The sequence below is a fragment of the Actinoplanes sp. NPDC021490 genome (genome assembly GCF_055562135.1).
The window spans coordinates 98,186-116,976 of sequence record NZ_JBVHFW010000021.1; the positions used below are offsets into that span (position 1 = coordinate 98,186).

Here is an 18,791-nt window from a genome sequence, read left to right on the forward strand (position 1 = left end):
TCCTACCTCCTCGAAAGCGAACCCGGCCGGTCCGCGGAAATTGCGGTGAATCTTCGTCCCGCGGGCTCAGCGAGCCTTGGGGTCGAGTGCGTCGCGCAGGCCGTCACCGAAGAGGTTGAAGGCGAGCACGGTAATGAAGATGACGGAGCCCGGAATGATCATGTACATCGGATCGATGCGGTAGAACTGCACCGCGTCCGACAACATGCCGCCCCAGGACGGGTTGGGCGGCGGGATGCCGACGCCGAGGAAGCTCAGGGCGGCCTCGGTCAGAATGTTGGTCGGGATGATCAGCGTCGTGTAGACGAGGATCGGCGCGGCCAGGTTGGGCAGCAGCTCGCGGAACAGGATCCGGCCCGACCGGGCGCCCAGGCTGCGCGACGCCTCGACGAACTCGCGCTCGCGCAGCGACAGGGTCTGGCCGCGGACGATGCGGCCGATGTACGGCCAGCCGAAGAAGCCGATGACGCCGACCAGCACGAGCACCCGCGACCAGCGGGGGCCGAGCCCCAGGAACTCGTCCGGCAGCACCGACAGCAGCGCGATGGCGAACAGCAGCTGCGGGAAGGCCAGCAGGAAGTCCATGATCCGGCTGATCACCGAGTCGACCCAGCCACCGAGGAAGCCGGCGGCCAGACCGAAGATGGTGCCGAGGATCGTCGACAGGAAGGCCGACAGGAACGCGACGGTCAGCGTGGTCTGCGCGCCGTAGATGATCCGGCTGAAGATGTCACGCCCGGTCTGCGGCTCCACGCCGAGCAGATAATCCCAGCTCATGCCGCCGAGCGAGCCCTTGGGCAGGCCCGTGCCGAGCTCGATGTCGAGCGCGTCGTTGTGATACTCGTCGACCGGGTGACCGAGCAACTTGATCAGCAGCGGGGCGAGGATCGCCACGAGGATCAGGAAGATGACGACGCAAGCGCCGGCAATGGCGACCTTGTCCCTCTTCAGGCGACGCCAGGCGATCTGCTTGAGCGATCGTCCGGCGATAGCCTTCTCGCCAGGACGGTCAGCCGCGTCGGCGGCAGGCGCGGTCTTCTCGTCGGTGACCGACGCCTCTGGGCCAAGCGACATCTATGCGCCGGTCCTCTCCCGGCGGCCGGACGAGCATGAGTCCACGGCCCCCGGTGCGCAGGATGCGAGACCCCCGCAGAACCCGGATGACGATGGCCCACGCAGCGAACGGCAACCGATCGGTTATCGCATGCCTCGAGTGCCGACCCTCGTCGCGCGGGTCAGATCAGACCGACGCCACGAAGGCACTCGACGGCGGGTGTGCCGCCATCGGAGGAACACTCACCTACTGCGGTGCTTCAGGTCAAGTTCACCGACCGCACACGCGCGGTTCCGTGTCCCCGTCGTGATGTCACCGTGACCTGTGCCGCCGACCAATCGGAAACTACCGCGTAGATGGCCTGCAAGCAGCGAATCCGGACTAAAACGCTATCTCTTCGTGATCATACGATCACGTTATGTACTTCTATACGGCGCGACGACCCTCAAAGGCGCGACCCAGAGTGATCTCGTCCGCATACTCCAGGTCACCACCAACCGGCAGACCACTTGCCAGTCGCGTGACGGCGATCCCCATAGGTTTGACCATCAACGCGAGATAGGTAGCGGTGGCCTCACCCTCGGTGTTGGGATCTGTGGCGAGAATCAACTCGCGGATCTCACCGGTGCCGAGGCGTATCAACAGCTCACGGATGCGCAGGTTGTCGGGGCCGATGCCTTCGAGCGGATTGATGGCCCCGCCCAGCACGTGATAGCGGCCCCGGAACTCGCCGGTCCGCTCGATGGCCACGACGTCCTTGGGTTCCTCGACGACGCACAGCACCTCGCTGGTACGGCGCGGGTCGCGGCAGACCCGGCACTGCTCCGACTCGGCCACGTTGAAGCAGGTCGTGCAGAACCGCACGAGCTCCTTGACCTTGCGCAGCGCGGTGGACAGCCGGTTGACGTCGGCCGGGTCCGCGGACAGGACGTGGAAGGCGATCCGCTGGGCGCTTTTCGGGCCGACGCCCGGCAGCCGCCCCAGCTCGTCGATCAGGTCCTGGATGGCGCCTTCATACACGCGATCAGAACCCCGGCAGGGACAGGCCACCGGTGGCCGGCCCCATCTTTTGCTCGGTGAGCTCCCGCTGCGCCTCGGCCGCGTTGTGGATCGCGGCCAGCACCAGGTCCTCCAGCGTCTCGACGTCCTCGGGGTCGACAGCCTTCGGGTCGATCTTCACCGACTTGTACTCCCCCAGCCCCGTCACGGTCACGGTCACCAGCCCGCCGCCCGCCGTGCCGGTCAGCTCGGCCGCAGCCAGCTCAGCCTGAGCCTGCGCAACTTGCTGCTGCATCTTCTGCGCCTGCTTCATGATCTGCTGCATGTTCGGCTGTCCACCGGGCCGCATGGCACCGCTCCTCAAATCCGCTGAAAGTCCCTGTTCAACGCTGACGCCCGTCAATTACCACCCCGGCCGCCAACGTAACCGCCGCCCAGCGTAGCCGCCCCCTACGCACACGACACAGAACGCCACGGGGGACAAAGCCTTCATCCCGTACGCGACGTGGCCCCCACAAACGCACCACCGCGAACCCGGCCTGCCGGCCCGGCTGACTGCAACACCGGGCCGTCCCCCGCCACCGGCGGCCTGCCTTCGCTCAGCTCTCGCCGATCTTCTCCGCGCCGAACACCTCTTGCAGCAGCCGCATCGCCTGCTGTTCGCTGCTCTCCCGCGCCGTCTTCTCGTCGATCACGTCATCCAGCGGCTCGTCACCCGGGTCGAACCCTTCGAAACCGCTGCCCCGCTTCGAAGGCGGCCCATCGAACTCAGGATCATAAGGAGCCTCTTCCGCCGGCGACCCGTCCGACCACGCTTCGCCGCTCGGCCGCGCCCCCGCGCCGGCACGCGCCCCCGCCGCGGCAGCCCGCGCCGCCGCAAGCCCACCTCCGGCACCGCCGCCTCGCGCAGCACCGCCGGCCGCAGCACCGCCGGCCGCTGCGCCTCCGGCCGTTGAGCCACCGCGTGTCGGGCCGCCGCCCGCTGTGCCCCCGCCCGCCGAACCGCCCGCATTGGCCGGACCACCGGCGGCCGCACCCGTACGCGCGGCGGCTCGAGCAGCCGCCGCCCGAGCAGCGGCAACGGCTGCGCTGCCCGGAGCAGCCCGAACCCCCGCGCTGCTTTCCCCGGCGGCCTCGCCCTGACCACTGCCGCCAGGCCGCCCGCCATCCGAGGCACCAGCAGCAGCACTGCCACCGGCAGAACCGACAATCCGAGCCGGCATGCCCGCCTCGCCACCCGGCGATCCGGCACCACCACTCAGCACATCGGCACCACCGCGAGGCACACCCACAACGCCGCCAGGCACACCGGCACTGCCGGAAGCCGCGCCATCGAACCCGCCTTCGCCGACGGACACCCCACCTGTGGCAGGGCCATCACTACCACGCGACAGTTCCACGCCAGAGCCACTGACGCCGACCGGTTGTCCGGCACCGGCACTTCCGACCTCACCGTGCCCACCAGCAGCGCCGCCGAAGCCGGCACCCCCCGAGGGCGCGCCGAGCTCCACGTTGTCGACGTGGCCCGAATCGACTCTGGCCTCCACGCTGTCAGGCGCGGCCCCGCCTCCGCCCAGGCCACCGTCCGGGTCCGGAGTGCCGCCGGAAGCGGAACCACCCTGCTCAGAGCCGACCGCACTCCCGGGCGCGGCCGGCGTCTGTGGCTCGGTGTCGGGCGGAGGGCCGCCGGTCGGGATCGCGCGGACCTCCGGCCAGTCCTCGTCGTCGTCCTCCTCGACCGCCGGTGCGGTGGAGAGGCCGCCCGGGCGGGCCGGCTCTGGCCAGTCGTCGTCGCCGGACGAGGACGGGGTCTCGGCCTGACGCTGCTGGGTGTGAGGGGACCGGCCCGCCGCCGCGGGTTGAGCCGTCTGCTGGGCTGCCCCCGAGGGAGCCGCTCCGGACCGGGCCGGAGCCTGGGAGTTCTGCCTCTGACCGGCGACCTCGGTCCGCTGGCCCGGCGCGCTCTGATTACGGCCCCGCGCCCCCTCGGACGCAGGACTGCGACCGCCCGACGCGCCGCCACCGCCCGAACCGCCACTGCCCGGGCCGCCACCGCCCGGACCGCTCGGCCCGCCACCGCCCGAGGGACCACCGCCGCCCGCCGGACCACCGCGGCCCGGCCCGGCCACCTCACATCGGATCTCCCAGCGCCCGCCGAGAATCTCGTACAGCGCGTTGGGCAGCGCCGACTCCTGGCTGATCCGCTGCGCGTGCGTCGCGGACGGCACGGTCAGGAACAGGGTCTGCCCATTGACCTCGCGCACGGTGGCGTCGGCCACCATCGCGCGCAGGACCACACCGCGAGGCTGCTTCTTGACCTCGTCGAGCACCTCGCCCCAGACCTGCCGAACCGCCTGCGCCGTCAACTGCCCGGGCACAGCCGCCGCCTCGACCGCAGCGGCCACCGGCTCTTCGGGCGCATCCGGCAGCACACCGGCCGGCTCCCGCCCCCGCGTGGGCTCGGCCCGCCGCGCGGAATCGGCGATCGGTGATCCTGCGCTCGCCCCCGGCTGAGCCGCCTGGGTATCCGCTGCGCCCGTCTGAGCGGCCGGCACCGCATTCTGAACAACCGGCGCGGCCGGTGCAGCGTGGTGGTCAACCGGCGCGCCCGGTGCAGCGTCGTGGACAACCGGCGCGGCCGACCCGGCGGCCGGTGCGGCGTCCTGACCGACCGGCGCGGCCGACTGAGCGGCCGGTGCAGCCGCCTGAGTGGCCCGCTCGGCCGCCGGTGCAGCCGTCTGAGTGGCCCGCTCGGCCGCCTGGGTAGCCGGCTCGATCACGCCGTCGACTCCCGCGGCGAGCCGCCCACCGCTGGACTGCGGCTCCTCCGGCTCCGGCTCGTCGTCCCACGGCGGTTCGTCGTATTCGGGCTCGGCGACAGCGGCACGCCCGGCCCTCGCGGCGACACCCCCGTCGGCAACGTCATTCCAATCCGGTTCGACACCGGCACCGGCCGACCCGCCCGCAGCCGGCGACGAGGGATAGGAAGCAGGCGCCGCACTGACCGGAGCGGCAGAGTCAGGAGCGGAACTGACAGGCAGAGCGGAAATCGGAGCGGCCGACACAGGCGCAGCGCTGACCGGAGCGGCGGAAACCCGCACCCCCGAGGCCGGCGCAGCGCTGACCGGAGCAGCCGAAACCGGCGCGGCGCTGACCGGAGCAGGAGAGGCCGGCGCAGCACTGACCGGAGCAGCCGAGACGGGGGCAGCGTTGACCGGCGCCGAAGCGGGAGCTGAGACCGGCGCCGCGGCCAAAACAGCATCGGCGGGAGTCGGCGGCTGCCCCGAGGCGGGCCGCCCGCCCCCACCACTGCCGGCTCGCCGAGCCGCAGCCAGAGCCGCGGCGCGGGCCGCCGAGCGACCACCCCCGCTAGCGCCGTCAGCGGCCGGGCCCACCTCCGGACTCGAAGCAGCCGCGGCCGGACCGGCCGAAACCGGCGCCGGCGCGTCGCCCTCGGGCAGGGTCAACGGCTCCCCGCCCAGCGCGAACCGCCGTTCCATCCGCTCGAGACGCTGCAGCAGAGCCCCGGTCGAGTCTTCGGCGCCGGGCAGGAGCATGCGGGCCGTGATCAGTTCGAGCAGGAGCCGGGGCGCGGTGGTGCCGCGCATGTCGACCAGGCCGTTGTGCACGATGTCGGCGCAGCGGGACAGGGTCGCCGGGCCGAGGCGGGCCGCCTGGGCGCCCATCGCCTCGAGCTGGTCGGCCGGACCGTCGATCAGGCCCTTGGACACCGCGTCGGGCACCTGCTGCAGCACGATCAGGTCGCGGAAGCGCTCGAGCAGGTCGGACGCGAACCGGCGCGGGTCGTGACCGGCCTCGGCCACCCGGTCGATCGTCGAATAGGCCGCCGCGCCGTCGCCGGCCGCGAGCGCGTCGCACATTTCGTCGATCAGCGTGACGTCGGTGACGCCGAGCAGGGCGACCGCCCGGGAGTAGCTGACCCCGTCGGGGCCGGCCCCGGCGATCAGCTGGTCAAGCACCGACAGCGAGTCACGCACGCTGCCCCCGCCGGCCCGCACGACCAGCGGGAACACCGCCGGGTCGACCTGAGCACCCTCGGCGTCGGTGAGCTGCTGCAGATAGGGCCGCAGCACGGCCGGCGGGACCAACCGGAACGGGTAGTGGTGGGTCCGCGACCGGATCGTGCCGAGCACCTTTTCCGGTTCGGTGGTCGCGAAGATGAACTTCACGTACTCCGGTGGTTCCTCGACCAGCTTGAGCAGCGCGTTGAAGCCGGCCGACGAGACCATGTGCGCCTCGTCGATCACGTAGATCTTGTAGCGGCTGTTGGCCGGGGCGAAGAACGCCTTTTCCCGCAGCTCGCGGGCGTCGTCGACACCACCGTGACTGGCCGCGTCGATCTCGATGACGTCGATCGAGCCGGCGCCGTCGTTGGCCAGCGAGCGGCACGAGGTGCACACCCCGCACGGCTCGGGCGTGGGGCCCTGCTCACAGTTGAGCGAGCGGGCCAGGATGCGCGCGCTCGACGTCTTGCCGCAGCCACGGGGGCCCGAGAAGAGGTAGGCGTGGTTCAGCCGGCCGCTGCGCAGAGCCTGCGACAACGGCTCGGTGACGTGCTCCTGGCCGATGACCTCCGCGAACGTGCGCGGACGGTACTTGCGGTATAGCGCGAGTGCCACTGCTGCCCCTCCTCGACGACCGCGCCATTGTCCGCCGGGGGTACGACAAGAACCAACCCAGGTACCGCTGAGGTGGGGGTGGGCAAAGAAAAGACCCCTCGTGCACCCGTCAGAGCCCGCTTATCCTTGCTGCCTTCCGGCCCTGGGGAGGTTCACGAGATGCACGCCGCACGAGAGGCTAGGGAAAGTGTAACCGGTGCCTCGGGGCGATGAGGCGGGGACCCGTGCGCCCCGCGGCACACGCATCTGTATCCTGGCTGACGGAGGATTCGCCTAGTGGCCTAGGGCGCACGCTTGGAAAGCGTGTTGGGTTAACACCCTCACGAGTTCGAATCTCGTATCCTCCGCCACCAAACGGATGAGCCGGGCTTGATGCCCGGCTCTTCGCTTTTCTCCAGGGGGTCCAGCGACCGCCGCGCCCGCCAGAGCGTGTGTTCCCGCGAGATCGCCCGCTCGCCCTCGCTGACATAGAGGCTCCACGCTTCGGCCTCGGCGGGCGGCTCGAGGCCGGCGATCAGGGTCAGCTCGTTCGCGGCCACCCGGTACGACTCGGCCAGGTTCTGGCTGTCCCGCGTCTGCACCCAGGCCAGCGCGCTCGCGGCCGCGGTCGAGGCGATGCCCAGCAGGTCGGCGTCGACCACGTTGGTGGCCTTGAGCCAGGCCAGCACCACGCCGGCGGCGTGGAAGGCGATCGCCCACAGGAACCAGCGTCGCGCCCGGCGGCGGTTCTCCTCGGCCTTGCGCGTGTAATACCGGTTCTGATCGTCGATGCGCTGCGCCCGATAGATCGCCTGCCGGTCGGCCAGCGGCAGGGCGCGCACCGTACGCATGCCCTCGGTAACGCTCTGGTTGGTTTCGTTGACGACGAGGCCGGCGTGCCGCATCGCCCGCACCATGGCCGCGACCTCGCGCGCGAAGAGGCGCTCGTCGCCGGGCGTGTCACGGTCCAGCGCGCCGCCCCGCATGCAGAACTGCCAGGCCAGCGTCTTGATCGACTCGGCCACGGCCCGGTTCTCGTACCAGGCCCGGTCCGGTCGGCGCCAGAAGAGGTAGAGCGTCAGCGTGCCGCCGGCCAGGAACGCCAGGCCCGAGATCGCGCCGCCGAGGTCGAGCCGGTCGGTGACGTCGATGGAGAGCGCGCTGCCCACGGACGCGACCACGGCCGCGATCAGCCCGATCCGGCTCACCGAGAGGTAGCGGCCCTGCCGTTCGGTCGCGATCAGGTCGGCCTCCCGGAACAGCGCGGGGAGGCCGCTTTCCACAGTCGAGAGTCCCGCCACACCCTCGACCTTAGAGAGGGCCGGGAACCTCAGAGCTGTGCGGCGGCGATCGCGTCGTCGACTTCGGGGAAGATGGCGAAGTAGCGACTTAGGCCCACCGTCTCCATCAACTGGGTGAGGAACGGATTGGCGCCGGCGAAGCTCAGCCAGCCGCCGCGGGCATTGATGACCTGTTTGCTGGTGATGAAGGCGCTGAGCCCGACGGAATCGCAGAACTTCAGGTCGGTGAGGTCGACCACGATCCGCGGAACCGGGCGTTCCAGCAGGTCGGCCAGCGTCTTGTGCAGCTGACCGGCGGTGGCCTCGTCGAGCTCGCCCCGCAGGTGAAGAACGGCGATGTCACTACGGTGATCGGTTACTGAGGCCTGCATGGGAATCGCTTCCTGGCGCTGTTGATGGCCAGTCCAGGCTAGATCCGCGCGACAATTGTCACCGGACAAACGGTCCGCTGGAACAGGAACGCAATGAGGGCCAGATCCGGTAAAGGACCTGGCCCTCATTGGAAAGTTCGGCTGGCCGATGTGGTCAAGCGTGCGGCGCAGCCTGGGCTCCTGGCGCCACTAAAGCTTGCGCCACTGCCAGCGTGGTCCACGCCACGCGTCCGCCAGGATCATGGCTGAAGCCCGCCCTGGACACTGCTGCACCTTGGACTTGCCCTCTGGTCCGCCCATCTGGGCTTCAACCTCCCAGAGATCGCCGTCGGTGCGGACGTAGACGTCACGGCGCGCAAGCCGGACGTCACCATTCCACCAGTGACTGTCAACTCTCACCAGTCAAATCTAGGACAGTTCCCAGAGATCGGCGTAGGGCAATCTTGTGAAATTTTCTCACCAGGCGGTTAAAGGGCATTGTCTGATCCGGTGGTTTTGGGCTGCCTGACTTGCGCGAGAGCGGAGGTATTTGAGCCGTCCCCACCTGGTCACCGTGAGTCATCAATACTGCCTGTGAATGCGGCAGTTGGACATCGAAACGGCGCCGTTACGTGCACGCTACCTGATCATGCAGAAGAGCCGATCGGACGACCCGGCGCTCAGACATACAGGCGACCCGTTCCGGGACACACAGAGTGATCACCAATGGTGATGCCGGGCAGAGACAAACCGGCATAGACAAACCGGCGGCTCCGTCATGACGGAGCCGCCGGTCGGTGGCGGTGGTGAAGGGATTTGAACCCTTGGAGGGCTTGCACCCTCACACGCTTTCGAGGCGTGCTCCTTAGGCCGCTCGGACACACCACCGGTAAGTACGTTACCGGACGCGGATCAGCGCTTGCCGCCGGGTTCCCCAATCCCCGCGCCGCCCCTGGACGACCCGGTTCGACCTGGCAGGATCGGGGTTATGAACGAGCGAGACGAGACGCGCCGATGAGCGTGCACATCGGCGGACAGCCGGGCGACATCGCCGAGCGGGTCCTGCTCCCGGGCGACCCGATGCGGGCGAAGTGGATCGCCGAGACCTTCCTCCAGGACGCCAAGTGCTACACCCAGGTCCGCGGGATGCTCGGGTTCACCGGCACCTATCAGGGCGTTCCGGTGTCCGTGCAGGGGTCGGGCATGGGCATGCCGTCGGCGTCGATCTACACCCACGAACTGATCAACGAGTACGGCATGAAGTCGGTCATCCGGATCGGCTCGTGCGGCGCGCTGGCCCCCGACCTGCAGCTGGGCGACGTGATCGCCGCGATCGGCTCGGCCACCGACTCCAACATGAACCGGTCCCGCTTCGACGGCCTGATCGACTACGCGCCGGTGGCCGACTTCGGTCTGCTGCGCACGGCCGTCGAGGTGGCCGAGCGGCAGGGCACGTCGATCCGCGTGGGGCCGATCCTGGCCGCCGACGCGTTCTACACCGACCGGCCCGACCTCTACGACTCGCTGGCCGACTACGGCGTGCTCGCGGTCGAGATGGAGTCGGCCGCCATCTACACGATCGCGGCCCGCTACGGCGCCCGGGCGCTGACCATCCTGACCGTCAGCGATCACATCAAGACCGGCGCGAAGATGGATGCGGCGCAGCGCGAGCAGGGCTTCGGCGACATGGTCCGGATCGGTCTGGAGACCGCGATCACGGGCGCTTCCTGAGCGGGTGCCGCGGCGCCCCTTCGTGCGGCGTCGCGGCCTTTCCCCGTACGGGGAAACTCAGCGGAAGAAGTCGCGCAGGAGCGCGGCGCAGTCGTCCTCGAGCACCCCGGCATACACCTCGGGCCGATGGTTGAGACGACGATCCCGTACGACGTCCCACAGCGACCCGGCCGCGCCGGTCTTCGGCTCCCAGGCCCCGAAGACGAGCACCGAGACCCGGGCCAGCACCAGCGCCCCCGCGCACATCGTGCAAGGCTCGAGCGTGACCACGAGCGTGCTCCCGTCGAGCCGCCACGTGCCGGCCTTCTCGGCGGCCCGCCGCAGCACCAGGATCTCGGCGTGCGCGGTCGGATCGCCGGTCGCCTCCCGCTGGTTGCCCGCCGCGGCCAGTTCCCGCCCGCCGGCGTCGAGCAGCACGGCCCCGACCGGCACGTCCTCCCCGGTCGCGGCGGCCACCTCGAGCGCCCGCCGCATCCAGGCCACGTGCTGCGGCCGGGCCACCAGACTCACGCGTCCCGCAGCTCTTCCATCTCGTCGCCGCAACCGATGCGCTGGCAGACCTCGGCGGTGACGTCGGCCGGCATCATGCCCTCGAGCCCGCACAGAGCGAGCAGCCGGTTCGCAGTGATCCCGAGGTCGTTGAGCAGTTCGGCGTCACCGACCGGATCGGCGTCGGGGTCGACGGCCGGCTTGTCGTCGTCCTCGTCGTCGTCACCCCCGGCGGTCAGCTCGTCGATCTCCAGCGCCGGCGCCTCGATCTCGCCCAGCAGCATCGCGCCGATCCGCGATTCGTCGGCGAAGGCCGAATCGGAACCGAAGACCCGCAGATCCTCGCCCTCGTCCAGCCGCAGAACGGCCAGATACTGGTCATCGCTCTCGACGAAGAGCAGCGTGACGTCCGCGTCCGGCTCCACCTCGCGCATCGCGTCGACGACCTCGTCGATGTCGGCCAGCCCACCCAGGTCCAGCTCGGACGCCGTCCAGCCGTTCTTGCCCCGGCCCACGGCGGCAGCGAATGTCGACAACTTTCCCCCCACGACTGATGGCTTCGCGAGTGACGGTAGCGGGAAGAACGGCGGGCGCGGCGCGCCACGCCTTTACCGGTGACGTAAGTCAGTTCACCAGGCGACGGCGCATCGCGATGAGCTCGCGCAGGCGCGCCCGGCGCAGCCGCTGCGGCTGCCTCGTCTCCCGTGCCGTTTTCGCACTGGCGAGGGCCGCCAGCAACTCGAGCCGGCGCCGGCGCCGATCCGGATCGAGCCGATTCGCTGAGGGGGACATGGCCCGAGGTTGAACCTTTTCCGGACCTTAAGTCAAGACCCAGTGCGGAGGGCGACGAGGAAGGCACATCCGGTCGCCGACAAGCCGGTCAAGATCGGACAATCACCACAGCGGCCAGTCCTCCGTCGTGATCCACCGGGTGCCGACGAAAGCCATGGCGATCGATAGACCGACGCCGCTCGCCAGGGCGACGCCGACGGCCACGCCCCGATCGCCGACGAGTGTCAGCAGGAATGCGACGGCCCAGGCGCTGACCGCGGCCAGGACCGTCCACCACGTGTAGGCGGCCAGGTCACGGGCGAGCACGCCGAACAGCGCCATCCAGGCCACCCCGGCGCCCACGCCGGCCAGCAGCGGACCCGCGGTCACCGGGTGCGGCTCGCGATAGGTCGGTCGCGACGGGCCCGGGAACAGTCCGGACGGCGGTCGCATCGGCACGCCCGGATGGGGCGGCGGCGCGGTCGTCTGCCAGACCTCGCGCGCGTCGGTCACAGCCCACCTCCAGCATCGACCGGCACGCCTCGACCGGCCCTCACATGTGCCAGCCTAGCCAGCACGGGTCGGCGGGACCGGCCCACTTCTGCCAGGATGGCCCGGTGCGATTGCTCCGTACCCTCTGTGGTTTGACCGTAATGGCCGTCTGCCTGGCCGGTTGCGGCGCCAACTCCGGCGATGTGCCGGTGGCCGCGACCCCGCAGTTCGTCGAGCCCTCGGCCACGTCGGAAGCGCCGGCCCCGGTGCCGTCCGCCACCGTGCCGAGCCGACCGGCCACCACGTCGCCGAGCGCGTCCGCGAGCGCCAGCCCGTCCGCGACGCCGTCCAGGTCCGGCTCCGCGGCCGTGACCCCGGCCGCGAAGAAGGTGAAATACGTCTTCCCGGTCAAGGCCTCGAACGTCGACTGGCACACCACGCACTCGAAATACAAGGCGACCGACATCTTCGCCGACTGCGGCGAGTCGGTGGTGGCCACGACCAGCGGCGTCGTGCTCGAGATCAGCCTCAAGGACGTCTACGTCAAGGGTTCGCCCGACGGCCCCAACAACGGTGGCCTCTCGGTGTCGCTGCTCGGGGACGACGGCGTGCGCTACTACGGCTCGCACCTGAGCAAGGTGCAGAGCGGCATCCGCAAGGGCGTCCGGGTCAGCGCCGGCCAGTTGCTGGGCAAGGTCGGTCACACCGGCAACGCGAACGGCGTCTGCCACCTGCACTACGGCATCTCCCCGGCGTGCGCCAAGGTCGGCGACTGGAAGGTCCGCCGCGGCGTCGTCTGGCCGTATTCGTACCTGGCGTCGTGGCGCAAGGGCGGCAAGAAGAGCCCGGTGGCCGAGGTCGCCGCGTGGAAGCGCTCGCACAACTGCAAGGCATAGACCCTTCCCGCGTACGCAAGGGGCCGCACCCTCGCCCGATGGGTGCGGCCCCTTGCTGCCGGGAATAATGCCTAGCTGAACTGCCCGGGCGAGACGCCGACAGCCGAAGCGGCGATCACCCGTTCCCTAGGGAGCAGCCTCCGATAAGTCACGAGATGACCCTAATGGCGGGCACCACCGCTTGAGCTGGTTCGAAACGGGCAAAACTCGCAGCTGGGACGGCCGATACCCGGCTGCCCGAACGGCTGATCTTGATCGTGGCCACCCTCGCGCGGTTATCCACAGGCGCCGACGGTTATCCACAGGCTGACGAAACAACTCCGAGCGCCGAGGGGCGCCTGTGGGAGAGTTCCGGGCGTGAACATCGCGATCGTCGGGCTCGGGTTGATCGGTGGATCTCTGCTGCGTGCGCTGGGTGCGGGCGGCCATCGGGTCGTCGGTTTCGACGCCGACCCGGTCACCCGGCAGCAGGCCGCCGCCGCCGGCTTCGCGGTCGCGGAAACCGTGGCCGCCGCCGCCACGGGGACGGAGCTTGTCGTCCTGGCCGTTCCGCTGCCGGCGCTTCCCGGGGTTCTCGACGAGCTGGCGGGCTTCGCCGGCCTGGTCACCGACGTGACGTCCGTCAAGGCGCCCGTCCGCGATCTGGCCGCGAAGCACGGCGTCGGCCGGTTCGTCGGCGGGCACCCGATGGCCGGCAAGGAGACGTCGGGGTTCGGCGCGACGGAGGCGACCCTGTTCGAGGGCTGCGCCTGGGTTCTGGCCGTCGAGGAAGACACCACCGACCTGTCCGACTGGCTCACGCTGGCTGCCCTCTTCACGGCGATGGGCGCCCGCGTGGTCCCGGTGACCGCGGCCGAGCATGATCGGGCCGTGGCCGAGGTCAGCCACGTGCCGCACCTGTTCGCGGCGGCGCTTGCCCTCCAACTGCGGGGCAACCCGCTCGCGGGCGCGCTGGCCGCCGGGTCGTTCCGCGACGGCACCCGGGTGGCCGCGACCAGGGCCGAGCTGATCGTGGCGATGTGCGGCGGCAACGCGCCCGAGGTCGGCGCGGTCCTGCGACGGCTGATCGGCGAGCTCGAGCAGATGCGCCAGGACCTCGAGCACGACCCGGTTCGAGACCTGACCCCGGCGGTGGCCCGCGCCGGAGAACTGCGCCGGGCCTGGCCCGCCCCGCCCGGGGAGCCGGCGGAGATGGCCGCCACGATTCCCGGTCTTCTCGAGCTGGGCCGGGCCGGCGGCTGGGTGGTCAGCGCAACGAACTCGACTGTGGCGGTAATGCGGCCAGAAAGTGGCCGCAATAGTTCCTACCGTTGAGGGCACAGGGTCAGACAGCAAACCTAGGGAGTCCGCGATGCCCGGTCAGGTCGGTTCGATCGACAATGAACAGCAGGGTCTGCTCGCCTACCTCGCGCAGATGCGTTATGTGCTGCGCCTGACGGCGTACGGCCTCAGCGACGAGCAGCTTCGAGCGACGCCGTCGGCCGGCGAGCTGAGCGTCGGCGGCCTGATCAAACACTGCGCCTCGACTGAGGCCGGCTGGATGGCGCAGGTTCGGGGTGAGCCGCAGGAGCTCGACTACGAGGCCTACGCCCGCAACTTCCGGCTGGCCGAGGGCGAGAGCATCGACGACGTGCTGGCCCATTACGACCGGGTGGCCGAGCAGACCGAAAAGACGGTCATCGAGCTCGACAACTTGGGGCACGCCATCCCGGTCGACCACTCGGTGCCGTGGAACAGCAAGGACATGTCGCACTGGACGCTGCGGTGGGTTCTGCTGCACCTGATTCAGGAGACCGCGCGGCACACCGGCCACGCCGACATCCTGCGTGAGTCGGTCGACGGCGCGACCGCTTATCCGCTGATGGCCGCGGCCGAGGGCTGGCCCGAGACCGATTGGCTCAAGCCATGGAAGCCCGCGCCTTGATCGAGGCCGTCCAAGCGGCCGCTTGAACCAGGCCGTGCAAGCCCGCCGCTTGAGCGAGGCCGTGGAAACTCCGCGGCCTGAACGCGGCCGTGTCAGCCCGCGCGTCGACGCAGGCCCGCGCCCTCAACGGGCGGGCAGCCGGACGGGTTCGGAGCGGTCCAAGTCCAGGCAGGCGCGCCTCAACGGGCGTCGGGCGGCAGGACGGTCTCGGCGCGGTCCAGGCGGATGACCCGGCGATCGGTCACGATGGCGGTGATCAGGTCGTGCGGGGTCACGTCGAAGGCCGGGTTCGCCGCCGGGGCCCACGGGGTGATCTCGTCGGCGCCGCGGTCCTCGATGGGCACGGCGTCGCCGGACGGCGTGCCGAGGTCGACCGTGGACTCGGGGGCGACCACCACGAAGGGCAGACCGGCCCGCCGGGCGCCGAGCGCGTGGGCGTACGAGCCGATCTTGTTGATGACGTCGCCGTTGGCGCAGATGCGGTCGGCGCCCAGGATCACCGCGTCGACCTCGCCCCGCGCCATCAGGAACGGGCCGGCCGAGTCGACCGCGACGCGGTGCTCGATGCCCCACTGCGAGAGCTCCCACGACGTGAGGCGGGCGCCCTGCAGCAGCGGCCGGGTCTCGCTGGCGATCACGCCCGCGAGCCGGCCCCGCTTGTGCAGCTCGTGGACGACGCCGAGCGCCGTGCCGACGGTCACCGCGGCCAGCCCGCCGGTGTTGCAGTGGGTCAGCAGCCGCGGCCGGTCGCCGCACAGCTCGGTCAGCAGGTCGGCTCCCCGGGCGGCCATGGCCTCGGAGGCGGCGATCTCCTCGTCGCGCACGCGGCAGGCCTCCTCGAGCACCGCCTCAGGCCCGCGCGGCAGGTGCTCGGCGGCGCGACGGGCGCCGCGGGCCAGGTTGACCGCGGTCGGGCGGGCGTGCTCGATCCGATGCACCGCCGCGGCGAGCGCCTGCGGGTCGTCGGCGTGCACGCGGGCCGCCAGCGCCACGCCGAACGCGCCGGCCACGCCGAGGGCCGGAGCACCCCGTACGGCCAAGGACTGGATCGCCGCGACCAGCTCGCCCACCGTGTGCAGGCGGAGGATCTTCAGCTCCTCCGGCAGCACCGTCTGGTCGATGATTTCGACAGCGCCGTCCACCCAGTCGATCGTCCGCATGCCCGCGATGCTAGCCACCACAAGTCCCGGGGCGTGGCTCGCCGCAGGCCGCCCCGGCTACGAAACACGTCTTAGGCTGTCGTCCATGGCTTCTCGTGACCCGGCGGCGGACCTGCGGCGCATCGCCTTTCTGCTCGAACGCGCGAACGAGGCGACCTATCGGGTCCGCGCGTTCCGCTCGGCCGCCACCAAGCTCGCCACGCTCGACGAGGAGGAGCTGGTCGCGCGGGCCGGCGAGGGAACGCTGGCCGAGATCAGCGGCATCGGCGCCGTCACCGCCCGCTGCATCGAGGAGTCGCTCAAGGGCGAGGAACCGGTCTATCTGCGCCGGCTCGAGTCGACCGAGGGCATCGACCTGCACGGCGCGGCCGCCAAGCTGCGTGAAGCGCTGCGCGGCGACTGCCACTGTCATTCGGACTGGTCGGACGGCGGCTCCCCGATCGAGGAGATGGCGCTGGCCGCGGCCGACCTGGGCCACGAATATCTGGTGCTCACCGACCACTCGCCCCGGCTGACCGTGGCCCGCGGTCTGCCCGCCGCCCGGCTGCGCAAGCAGCTCGACTACGTGGGCCGGCTCAACGACATGCTGCCCGACGGCTTCCGCATCCTCACCGGCATCGAGGTCGACATCCTCGACGACGGCTCGCTCGACCAGGAGGACGAGCTGCTGGCCCGGCTCGACGTGGTGGTCGGCTCGGTGCACAGCAAGCTGCGCGACGAGTCACCGCGGATGACCAAGCGGATGGTCAACGCGCTCGCCAACCCGCATCTCGACATCCTGGGCCACATGACCGGCCGCAAGGTTCCCGCGTCGGGCGAGGGCGACCGGGCCCACCGTACGGGCCGGACCCGCCCGCCGAGCACGTTCGACCTGGACAAGGTGGTCGCCGCCTGCCTCGAGCACAACAAGGCCATCGAGATCAATTGCCGGCCCGACCGGCTCGACCCGCCGAAGCGGATGCTCACGGTCGCGGCCGAGGCCGGCTGCCTGTTCAGCATCGACACCGATGCCCACGCGCCGGGGCAGCTCGACTGGCTGGGCTTCGGCTGCGAGCGGGCGGCCATGTGCAACGTCGAGCCCGAGCGGGTCGTCAACACCTGGTCGATGGAACGCCTGCTGGAGTGGACGGGGAGCCACGCCGGAAAACCCGCTTAAATACCGAAGCCGAGAACGTAGGGTCGGCGAGTGGGACGAATTGATGACCTCGCTGACCGTTATGTCGATGAATGGGCGAAACTTAGCCCCATCGGCGCCACCTATGTCGGCATCTCGGGGCACGACTCCAAGACTGACGACTTCTCCTCCGAGGGCTTCGAGGCCCAGACCGAGCTGGCCCGCCGTACGCTCAATGATCTTGATGTGATCGACCCGGAGCACGAGTCCGAGGCCGTCGCCAAGGACGCGATGATGGAGCGGATCGGGCTCGAAGTGGCCCGCGACGAGGCCGGCGTGGCCAAGAGCGAGCTGAGCGTGATCAGCAGCGGGCTGCACGCGCTGCGCGGCGTCTTCGACATGATGCCGACCGAGGGCGAGGAGGCCGTCGCCAACATCGCGACCCGGCTCAACGACCTGCCTCGCGCGCTCGATCAGTACCGCCGCACCCTGCTCGAGGAGGCGGAGGCCGGCCGGGTCAGCGCCCGCGCGCAGATGCTGGCCGTGGCCGAGCAGTGCGACGCCTGGACCGACCCCGACCGCGACGACTTCTACCGCGGACTGGCCGCTCGCCTCGAGGCCGGCGGCGCACTGGCCGCCGAGCTGGTCCGCGGCGCCGACGCGGCCACCGCGGCGACCGCCGACTTCGCCGAGTTCCTGCGCCGCGACCTGGCGCCGCGCGGCCGCGACAAGGAGGCGGCCGGCCTCGAGCGGTACGAGCTGGCCTCGCAGTTCTTCCTGGGCGCAAAGGTGGACCTGCAGGAGACGTACGAGTGGGGGTTCGCCGAGCTGTTCCGGCTCGAGGAGGAGATGCGGGCGACGTCCGCCCTGATCGCCGGCTCGGGGGCCTCGATCGACGAGGCGGTCGCCGTGCTCGACGCCGACCCGGCCCGCAACATCCCGGGCAAGGAGGCGTTCCGCGACTGGATGCAGGCCCTGGCCGACAAGGCGATCTCCGAGCTGAACGGCACGCACTTCGACATCGAGCCGCCCGCCCGCAAGATCGAATGCTGTCTGACGCCGACCAGCGACGGCACCATCTACTACACCGGCCCGAGCGAGGACTTCAGCCGTCCCGGCCGCATGTGGTGGGCCGTGCCCGAGGGCGTCACAGAGTTCTCCACCTGGCGCGAGGTCACAACCGTCTACCACGAGGGCGTTCCGGGCCATCACCTGCAGATCAGCCAGTCGCTGCTGCGCGCCGACAAGCTCAACCGCTGGCAGCGCCTGCTGTGCTGGTGCTCCGGGCACGGCGAGGGCTGGGCGCTCTACTCCGAGCGGCTGATGGACGAGCTGGGCTATCTGGCCGATCCGGGTGACCGGCTCGGCATGCTCGACGGCCAGGCGCTGCGGGCCACCCGGGTCATCGTCGACATCGGCATGCACCTGGAGCTGGAGATCCCCCGGGACAACCCGTTCGGCTTCCACCCGGGTGAGCGCTGGACACCGGAGCTCGGCTGGGAGTTCCTGCGGGCGCACACGCGCATGGAGGAGAAGACCCTGCGTTTCGAGTGGAAGCGTTACCTTGGGTGGCCGGGCCAGGCCCCGTCCTACAAGATCGGCGAGCGGATCTGGATGCAGGCGCGGGAGGAGACCCGGCAGCGCAAGGGCGCCGACTTCGATCTGAAGACGTTCCACCGGGACGCGCTGAACCTCGGTTCTCTGGGCCTTGATCCGCTCCGCAAGGCACTCGCCCGCATCTGACCCGTTTCGGGCTTTTCCCCGGTTCGTGCCGTAGAACGACGGGGAAAAGCCCGCCACTTTTCCGTATTAGGCGTGAGCACACCGCCACTATCGGCTACTTATGACTCACCGTAATGTGTCGATTACTTTTAGTTTTATCGATGTCGTT

17 protein-coding genes, 2 tRNA genes and 1 other RNA gene are annotated in these 18,791 nt (G+C 70.3%); 7 read left to right on the top strand and 13 right to left on the bottom strand.

Going from position 1 to position 18,791, the window contains the following annotated elements; all coding sequences use genetic code 11:
* Positions 1–66: 66 nt before the first annotated feature.
* The 5 genes from ACZ3I4_RS40205 to ffs all read right to left on the bottom strand — a co-directional run bounded on the left by ACZ3I4_RS40205 (position 67) and on the right by ffs (position 6,876).
* Positions 67–1,074 (bottom strand): ABC transporter permease, encoded by a 1,008-nt coding sequence (locus ACZ3I4_RS40205; protein WP_465387369.1) that lies wholly within the window; start codon positions 1,072–1,074, stop codon positions 67–69.
* A gap of 406 nt (positions 1,075–1,480) precedes the next feature.
* Entirely contained in the window at positions 1,481–2,074 is a 594-nt protein-coding gene (recR, locus tag ACZ3I4_RS40210; protein ID WP_465387370.1) for a recombination mediator RecR, read from the bottom strand.
* Between the two features lie 4 nt (positions 2,075–2,078).
* Positions 2,079–2,378 (bottom strand): YbaB/EbfC family nucleoid-associated protein, encoded by a 300-nt coding sequence (locus ACZ3I4_RS40215; RefSeq protein WP_465387483.1) that lies wholly within the window; start codon positions 2,376–2,378, stop codon positions 2,079–2,081.
* Between the two features lie 274 nt (positions 2,379–2,652).
* The gene (locus ACZ3I4_RS40220; protein WP_465387371.1) at positions 2,653–6,693 is read right to left on the bottom strand and encodes a DNA polymerase III subunit gamma and tau; all 4,041 of its coding nucleotides are present in this window, start codon (positions 6,691–6,693) and stop codon (positions 2,653–2,655) included.
* Between the two features lie 86 nt (positions 6,694–6,779).
* Positions 6,780–6,876, bottom strand: an RNA gene (ffs, locus tag ACZ3I4_RS40225) — signal recognition particle sRNA small type.
* Positions 6,877–6,955: 79 nt separating this feature from the next.
* Between ffs and ACZ3I4_RS40230 the strand changes: the two genes are divergently transcribed.
* Positions 6,956–7,043: transfer RNA gene (locus ACZ3I4_RS40230), tRNA-Ser, on the top strand.
* Here the strand turns inward: ACZ3I4_RS40230 and ACZ3I4_RS40235 are convergent.
* The 3 genes from ACZ3I4_RS40235 to ACZ3I4_RS40245 form a co-directional block, all read right to left on the bottom strand.
* Positions 7,014–7,973 (bottom strand): DUF4231 domain-containing protein, encoded by a 960-nt coding sequence (locus ACZ3I4_RS40235; protein WP_465387372.1) that lies wholly within the window; start codon positions 7,971–7,973, stop codon positions 7,014–7,016. The two genes, ACZ3I4_RS40230 and ACZ3I4_RS40235, sit on opposite strands and share 30 nt — an antisense overlap.
* A 29-nt stretch (positions 7,974–8,002) precedes the next feature.
* Positions 8,003–8,344: an STAS domain-containing protein gene (locus tag ACZ3I4_RS40240; RefSeq protein ID WP_465387373.1), complete on the bottom strand. Its 342-nt coding sequence runs from the start codon at positions 8,342–8,344 to the stop codon at positions 8,003–8,005.
* A gap of 777 nt (positions 8,345–9,121) precedes the next feature.
* A tRNA-Ser gene (locus tag ACZ3I4_RS40245) sits at positions 9,122–9,211 on the bottom strand.
* A gap of 126 nt (positions 9,212–9,337) precedes the next feature.
* Between ACZ3I4_RS40245 and deoD the strand changes: the two genes are divergently transcribed.
* Positions 9,338–10,054 (top strand): purine-nucleoside phosphorylase, encoded by a 717-nt coding sequence (gene deoD / locus ACZ3I4_RS40250; RefSeq protein ID WP_465387374.1) that lies wholly within the window; start codon positions 9,338–9,340, stop codon positions 10,052–10,054.
* A 57-nt stretch (positions 10,055–10,111) separates the two neighbouring features.
* Here the strand turns inward: deoD and ACZ3I4_RS40255 are convergent, their stop codons facing one another.
* The 4 genes from ACZ3I4_RS40255 to ACZ3I4_RS40270 all read right to left on the bottom strand — a co-directional run bounded on the left by ACZ3I4_RS40255 (position 10,112) and on the right by ACZ3I4_RS40270 (position 11,767).
* Positions 10,112–10,558, bottom strand: coding sequence for a nucleoside deaminase (locus ACZ3I4_RS40255; RefSeq protein ID WP_465387484.1), 447 nt, complete (start codon positions 10,556–10,558; stop codon positions 10,112–10,114).
* Between the two features lie 2 nt (positions 10,559–10,560).
* The gene (locus ACZ3I4_RS40260; RefSeq protein WP_465387375.1) at positions 10,561–11,079 is read right to left on the bottom strand and encodes a tRNA adenosine deaminase-associated protein; all 519 of its coding nucleotides are present in this window, start codon (positions 11,077–11,079) and stop codon (positions 10,561–10,563) included.
* A gap of 88 nt (positions 11,080–11,167) precedes the next feature.
* A complete protein-coding gene (locus ACZ3I4_RS40265) occupies positions 11,168–11,335 on the bottom strand; it encodes a hypothetical protein (protein ID WP_465387376.1) in 168 nt (55 codons plus the stop codon).
* Between the two features lie 102 nt (positions 11,336–11,437).
* Entirely contained in the window at positions 11,438–11,767 is a 330-nt protein-coding gene (locus ACZ3I4_RS40270) for a hypothetical protein (RefSeq protein WP_465387485.1), read from the bottom strand.
* A 200-nt stretch (positions 11,768–11,967) separates the two neighbouring features.
* Between ACZ3I4_RS40270 and ACZ3I4_RS40275 the strand changes: the two genes are divergently transcribed.
* From ACZ3I4_RS40275 to ACZ3I4_RS40285, 3 genes are all read left to right on the top strand, one after another.
* Positions 11,968–12,702 (top strand): M23 family metallopeptidase, encoded by a 735-nt coding sequence (locus ACZ3I4_RS40275; RefSeq protein WP_465387486.1) that lies wholly within the window; start codon positions 11,968–11,970, stop codon positions 12,700–12,702.
* A 357-nt stretch (positions 12,703–13,059) separates the two neighbouring features.
* Complete coding sequence (locus ACZ3I4_RS40280; RefSeq protein ID WP_465387377.1) at positions 13,060–14,016, top strand: prephenate dehydrogenase; 957 nt, start codon at positions 13,060–13,062, stop codon at positions 14,014–14,016.
* 37 nt (positions 14,017–14,053) lie between these two features.
* On the top strand, positions 14,054–14,626 hold the full coding sequence (locus ACZ3I4_RS40285; protein ID WP_465387378.1) for a DinB family protein: 573 nt from the start codon (positions 14,054–14,056) through the stop codon (positions 14,624–14,626).
* 179 nt (positions 14,627–14,805) lie between these two features.
* Here the strand turns inward: ACZ3I4_RS40285 and mtnA are convergent, their stop codons facing one another.
* Positions 14,806–15,786, bottom strand: coding sequence for an S-methyl-5-thioribose-1-phosphate isomerase (mtnA, locus tag ACZ3I4_RS40290; protein ID WP_465387379.1), 981 nt, complete (start codon positions 15,784–15,786; stop codon positions 14,806–14,808).
* Positions 15,787–15,871: 85 nt separating this feature from the next.
* On the opposite strand from mtnA, the gene ACZ3I4_RS40295 reads away from it, so the two are divergent.
* Together ACZ3I4_RS40295 and ACZ3I4_RS40300 are read left to right on the top strand one after the other, a co-directional pair.
* Complete coding sequence (locus ACZ3I4_RS40295) at positions 15,872–16,942, top strand: PHP domain-containing protein (protein WP_465387380.1); 1,071 nt, start codon at positions 15,872–15,874, stop codon at positions 16,940–16,942.
* 30 nt (positions 16,943–16,972) lie between these two features.
* Complete coding sequence (locus ACZ3I4_RS40300; protein ID WP_465387381.1) at positions 16,973–18,643, top strand: DUF885 domain-containing protein; 1,671 nt, start codon at positions 16,973–16,975, stop codon at positions 18,641–18,643.
* The last annotated feature ends 148 nt before the right edge of the window (positions 18,644–18,791 follow it).